Genomic DNA, 6,541 nt, shown 5'->3' with positions numbered 1-6,541 from the left:
GGTAGGGCCATAGTGGTTGATGACCCGGCAACCCGGGCGCAGTTCGCGGACCTTGTCCAGCAGGCTCCAGCTGCAAGCCTCACCGCCCAGGATCAGTGCTTCGGCCGGCAGTACATCGGCAGCGCGGGTAGCTTGCAGCAGGCCTTGCAGGTGGCTCGGCACCAGCTTCACCACACCCACCTTGTGCTGCGCCATGTAGCTGGCGAAGCCGTCCGGGTCGAACGCCAGGTCCTGTGGCAGCAAGTGCAGCAGGCGGCCCGAGGCCAGGGCGCCGAACAGCACGGTGTGGCCCAGGTCAGCCGCAGGGGTGGAGACCATGGCCATGCTCGCCGCGGCCGGCAGCTGCAGGCGTTCCAGCACCGCCTGGGTGTAGCTGGCCAGCGCCCCGTGGCTGACCACCACGCCTTTCGGCTGGCCGGTCGAGCCCGAGGTGTAGATCAGGTAGGCCGGCTGTGCGGGGGCGATGGTCACCTCGACCGGGCTGTCGCTGCAGGTCGCCCATTGGGTGTGATCGCAGGCAATCACCTGCACGCCTGGCATGGCCGAAAAGCGATGGTCGCCCGCCTCGTGCAGCACCACGGCCGCAGCACTGTCGGCAATCAGCTGCTGCAGGCGCTCTTGCGGCTGCTGGGCGTCCAGCGGCAGGTAGGCGGCGCCGGTCTTGAGCACGGCGAGCACGGCGCTGACCCACTCGATGGAGCGCGGCAGGCACAGGGCAACGATGCTGCCCGCGCCGACCCCGCGTTGGCGCAGGTAGTCGGCCAGGCGGTTGGAGGCTGCCTCCAGGCCGGCCTGGGTCATGAACCGGTCACCGGCGCGCACGCCGCCGTGGGCCTGGCCTGGCGCCATTGCCTGGCGCCACAGGGCGAGGAAGTCGCCATGCGGGTAGGGCTGCGTGCGGGCTGGCAGCACGCTCGCCACCTCCGGGCAGTCCACCATGGCCTGCTGCGGGTCGCGGATCAGCGCGTCCAGTACCTGGCGCAGCGAGCCCGCCATGCGCTCGATGGTAGCCTGCGCGAACAGGTCGGTGGCGTAGGTGAAGTAGCCTTCGATGCCGTCGGCCTTGTCGGAGAAGTCGAACGCCAGGTCGAAACGGGCATCGCCGCCGTCACGGGCAAAGCCTTCCACTTCCAGCGCGCCCAGGCGCTTGCGCCCGGCGTCGCTGGCCGCCACGTGCTGGTTGATCTTGAACTGGAACAACGGGTTGTGCGCCAGGTTGCGTTCGGGCAGCAAGGCGTCGACCAGGTGCTCGAATGGCAGTTCCTGATGCGACTGGGCGCCGCCGATCACGTCTTTCACCTGCTCCAGCAGCGCGGCGAAGGTCGCGCGCTCGTCCACCTGCACGCGCAGTACCTGGGTGTTGATGAAGAAGCCGATCAGGCCTTCCAGTTCCTTGCGGTTACGCCCTGCATTGGGCGCACCGATGCGGATGTCGGCCTGGCCGCTGTAGCGCGACAGCACCACTGCCATGGCCGCCAAAACCAGCACGAACAGCGTGTGGCCACCTTTGCGCGCCTGGTTGCGCAAGGCTTCGGCCTGTTCGCCAGCGATGTCCACGCGCACCACCGCACCGCGCTGGCTTGGCGTGGCCGGGCGCTCGAAGTCCAGCGGCAGGCTCAGCACCGGCTGCTCGTCGCCCAGCTGGGCCTGCCAGTAGGCCAGCTGGCGCTGCGCTTCACCGGCTTCGAGCCAGGCACGCTGCCAGATGGCGTAGTCGGCGTACTGGATCGGCAAGGCGGGCAGGTCGGCCTGGCGCCCCTCGGCCAAGGCGGTGTACAGCTGGATGAACTCCTGCACCAGCACGTCGCTGGACCAGCCATCGGAGATGATGTGGTGCATGCTCAGCACCAGCACATGCTCCTCGGCCGCCACGCGCAGCAGGGTCACCCGCAGCAGCGGCCCGGTCAGCAGATCGAAGGGCTGCTTCAGGGCGGCGTCCACCGCCACACTCAGCGACGCCTCATCGGCGACGCCATCGAACACCACGAGCTCGTGTGGCAGCGGGCAGTGGTCGAGGATTACCTGGTGGAACTCGCCGTCTTCCGAGGCGAAGCGCGTGCGCAGCGACTCATGGCGCTGCACCAGCGCATCCAGCGCCTGCTGCAGCACCGCCTGGTCCAGCGCGCCCTTCAGGCGTACCGCCATCGGCACGTTGTAGGCCGGGCTGTCGGGCTCCAGCTGCCAGAGGAACAGCAGCCGCTGCTGGGCGAACGACAGCGGAATACGGGCCAGGCCCTGGCGTGCTGGCACGATGGGCAGCAAGCGGAAGCTCTGCCCGCTGGCCTGCATCTTTTCCAGGATCTGCTGGCGTTGCTCCACAGGGAGGCCGACGAAACGTTGGGCGATACGTTGTGCTGCTGTGAGTTCCATGTCAGGCCTCTGTGAATTCGTTCATCATTTTTTCGATATCGCTCAGGCCGTCGTCACTCAGTGACAGCGCCTGTTCCTCCAGCGCCTGGGCGAAGGCGCGCAGCTCGGGGTGGGTGAAGATCAGCCGCAGCGGGACATCCAGACCCAGCTCGACGTTGATCCGCGACACCGCCTGGGCCGCCAGCAAGGAGTGGCCGCCCAGCTCGAAGAAGTTGTCGCTCAGACCGACCCGGGCCACGTTCAACAGCTGCGCCCAGATATTCGCCAGCTGTTGTTGGCGCTCGCTTTGCGGCGCCTGGTAGTCGTGCTGCGGCTGGTTCGGGTCGGGCAATGGCAGGGCCTTGCGGTCGAGCTTGCCGCTGGGTGTCAGCGGCATGTCCGGCAGGGTCACCAGGTAGGTCGGGATCATGTAGTCCGGCAGGCTGGCCTTGAGGTACTGCTTCAGCGTCAGGCGCAGGTCACCGCTGTGGCCTTCGGCTGGCACGGCATAGGCGCACAGCTGCTTGCCGCCGGGCAGGTCGATAGCCAGCACCGTGGCTTCGCGCACGTCCGGGTGCGCCCGCAGGTACTGCTCGATCTCGCCCAGTTCAATGCGGAACCCGCGCACTTTCACCTGGTGGTCGACACGCCCGCGATAAGCCAGCTGGCCGTTTGCGTCGTAGTAACCGAGGTCGCCGGTGCGGTACAGCCGACCACCGCCAACCGCGTCGAACGGGTCGGGGACGAAGCGTTCGGCGGTAAGCGACGGCCGCTGGTGATAGCCGCGCGCCAGGCACCCTGCCCCGCCGATGAACAGCTCGCCAGGTACGCCAACCGGGGTCGGCGCCAGGCCTTCGTCCAGCGCATGCAGGCTGCGGCCTGGCAACGCGCGGCCGATGGGCACGCCGCCCTGGCTGATCTGCTCCAGGGTCATCTGCGAGCAGTCGTAGGTGGTGGCAACCACCGTGGCTTCGGTCGGGCCATAGGTATTCAGCAGGCGCACCGCTGGCGGGCCATCGGCCAGCCAGGCACGCAGGGCGTCTTCCGCTACCGCTTCACCACCGACATGAATCTGCTTCAGCCGGCCATAGGCTTGCGGGGCGCGGCGCTCCAGCGCCAGCAGGCGCCAGTAGGCCGCCGGCAGGTCGGCCACGGTCACCGCGTGGCGGTTGATCTCGTCCAGCAGCGTGGTGGTGTCCCACAGCCGCAGGTCACGCAGCACCACGCAGGCGCCCTGGGCCAGCGGCGGGAAGAACTGCTCGATGAAACCGTCGAAACTGAAAGTGGCGAACTGCAGCACGCGGTCGTCCGGGCTCAGGCGCGAATAATCGCCGGCCACCTGGCAGAACAGCGACAGGGCATGGTGGTCGATGGCCACGCCCTTGGGCATGCCGGTGGAGCCGGAGGTGTAGATCACGTAGGCCAGGTTGTGCAGCGCCGCCAGGTTGGCCAGGGGTTCGCAGGGCCAGGCCTGCAGCCATTCGGTGCCCGGTTCCAGCACCACGCAAGCTAGCTGCTTGCCCAGTTGCAAGCGCTCGCGCGAAGGCGCATCCGCCAGCAGCAGGCTGATGCCGCTGTCCTCGACCATGTAGGCCAGGCGCTCTTGCGGGTAGTCCGGGTCCAGCGGCACGTAGGCGCCGCCAGCCTTGTGAATGGCGATCAATGCCAGTGCCATGCCCAGGCCACGCTCCACGGCCACGCCGACCAGGCGATCCGGCCCCACACCCAATGCACGCAGGCGGTGCGCCAGCTGGTTGCTGGCACGGTCGAGCTCGGCGTAGGTCATCTGCTGGTCGTCGAAGATCAGCGCGAGCGCGTCCGGCCGCTCACCGGCCTGACGCTGCAGCAACTGGTGCGCGCACAGGCCGCTGCCTTGCTGCGCTGCGGGGTTCCAGCCATGGGTCAGTTGCTGGCGCTCTTCGCCGCTGAGGAAATCCAGCTCGGCGATGCAGCGCTGCGGCTCGGCGCAGATGGCCTCGAGCAGCGCTTGCCAGTGCCCGGCCATGCGCTCGATGCGCGGGGCGTCGAACAGGTCGGTGGAGTAGTTGAACGAAGCGGTCACGCCATCGGAGCGCTCCAGGGTATTGAGCGAGATGTCGTACTGCGCGCCGGGCTCCAGCAGATCCACTTCCTTGACCTGCAGCCCGTGCAGGGCATCGCCTGACACCTGCTCGCCCAGGTCGCGCAGGTGGTTGTACAGCACCTGGAAGAACGGGTTCACGCCCTGGTCGCGGTCCGGGTACAGCGCCTCGGCCACCTCCAGAAACGGCACATCCTTGTTGGCCTGGGCCTGCAGCGTGGTTTCCTTGATCGCCGCCAGCAGCTGGGCGAACGGCTGGCTGCCATCGACGCCGATACGGGCTACCACCACGTTGATGAAGAAGCCGATCAGCCCTTCCAGCTCCAGGCGGTTGCGGTTGGTGACCGGTACGCCGATGTTCAACGTGCCCTTGCGGCTGTAGCGCGACAGCACGATGGCGTAGGCCGCCAGGAACACATGGAACAAGGTGGCGTTGGATGCCACCGCCAGCGCCCGCAGGCGCTCGGTGAGGGCCAGCGGCAGGCGCACGTCGAAGCGGCTGCCCTGGTAGCTCTTGACCTGCGGGCGAATGCGGTCGGCGGGCAATTCGAGCACTTCGAAGTCGTCTTCCAGGCGCGCCTTCCAGTAATCGATCTGCGCCTGCATCTGCCCCTCGGCCAGCCATTTGCGCTGCCAGGCGGCGAAGTCGGCGTACTGCACGGGCAGCGGTTCGATGGCGTGGGCCTGGCCGGTGGCTGCCGCGTTATAGGCGGCGGCGAACTCGCGCACCAGCAGGCTCATCGACCAACCGTCGGAAACGATATGGTGCAGGGTCAGCGACAGCAGGTGCTCCTGGGCGTGCACCTTGAACAGCCGCGCACGCAGCAGCGGACCGTGCTCCAGGTCGAACGGCACGAAGGCTTCGGCTTCCAGCTTGCGCATTTGCGCGGCGTGGTCCTGGCCGTTGAGGTCTTCGAAACCGATCGGCACCGTGGCGGCCGGCAGGATGCGCTGCCAAGGCAGGCCGTCGGCTTCGACGAACACCGTGCGCAGTGACTCGTGGCGCGCAATCAGTGCGTCCAGCGCCGCTTGCACCGCGTCACTATCGAGGTTGCCCTGCATGCGCACGGCCATCGGCGTGTTGTAGGCCAGGCTTTGCGGGTTGAGCTTCCAGAACAGCCACTGGCGGTTCTGCGAACGGGACACCGGCAGCGGCTGCTGGCGGTCGAGGATTTCGATGTCCAGGCCCGTGCCCTGCTCGGCGTCGGCCACCGCCTGGGCGAAAGCCTGCAGGTCGACGGTGTCGAACAGGGTGCGCAAGTGGACGTCCAGGCCCAGTTGCTTGCGCACTCGGGATACCGCCTGGGTGGCCAGCAGCGAGTGGCCGCCAAGGGCGAAGAAGTTGTCGCTCAGGCCCACCTGCGGCACTTGCAGCACCTGGGCCCAGATCTGCGCCAGTTGCGTTTGCAGCGGGGTCTGCGGCGCCTGGTAGGCCACTTGGCTGGCGACCGGTTCCGGCAGGGCCTTGATGTCGACCTTGCCGTTGACCGTGACCGGCAGCTGCGCCAGCACCATCAGGTGGGTCGGCAGCATGTGCTCGGGCAGCAGGCCTTTGAGGCGGGTGCGGATCGACGCCTGCCAGGCCAGGCTGTCGCTCGGCAACTGGCTGGGCACCAGCCAGGCGGCCAGTTGCAGCTGCGGTGCCTGGCCATGCACGCGGACCAGCGCGTTGGCAACGCCGTCCAGTGCGCGCAACTGGTTTTCGATTTCTGCCAGCTCGACGCGGTAGCCACGGATTTTCACCTGGCCATCCATGCGCCCGACAAACTGCAAGTCGCTGCCTTGGCGCACCCAGTCACCGCTGCGGTACAGGCGCTGGCCATGGCCACCGTTCGGGTCGGGGACGAAACGCTCAGCGGTGAGCGCCGGGCGGTTCAGGTAGCCGCGGGCCAGCCCGGCGCCACCGATGTACAGCTCGCCCTTGGCCTTGGCCGGCAGCGGCTGCAGGCAGCGGTCGAGCACCGCTACGCAGGTGTTGGCCAGCGGCTGGCCGAGGCTGGTCTGGTCGTGCAGTTCGGCAACCAGCACACCAACGGTGGTCTCGGTCGGGCCGTAGTGGTTGAGCACCTTGAGTGCCGGTGCAAGCTGGCGGATCTTGCCCAGCAGGCCTGG

At 67.9% G+C, this 6,541-nt stretch carries 2 protein-coding genes; both read right to left on the bottom strand.

The window, feature by feature from the left end; translation table 11 throughout:
* Positions 1 to 2,370: condensation domain-containing protein (locus HP547_RS05625; protein WP_172285704.1), on the bottom strand; the 2,370-nt coding region annotated here is incomplete at its 3' end.
* Position 2,371: 1 nt separating this feature from the next.
* Positions 2,372 to 6,541, bottom strand: a 4,170-nt coding sequence (locus tag HP547_RS05620) for a non-ribosomal peptide synthetase (protein ID WP_172285703.1), incomplete at its 5' end; no start/stop codon positions are given.

The sequence above is a fragment of the Pseudomonas sp. CM27 genome, from assembly GCF_013179515.1.
Classification (GTDB): Bacteria; Pseudomonadota; Gammaproteobacteria; order Pseudomonadales; family Pseudomonadaceae; genus Aquipseudomonas.
The sequence above is the reverse complement of the archived record's forward strand: the minus strand, read 5'-3'. Positions and strand labels throughout refer to the sequence as shown.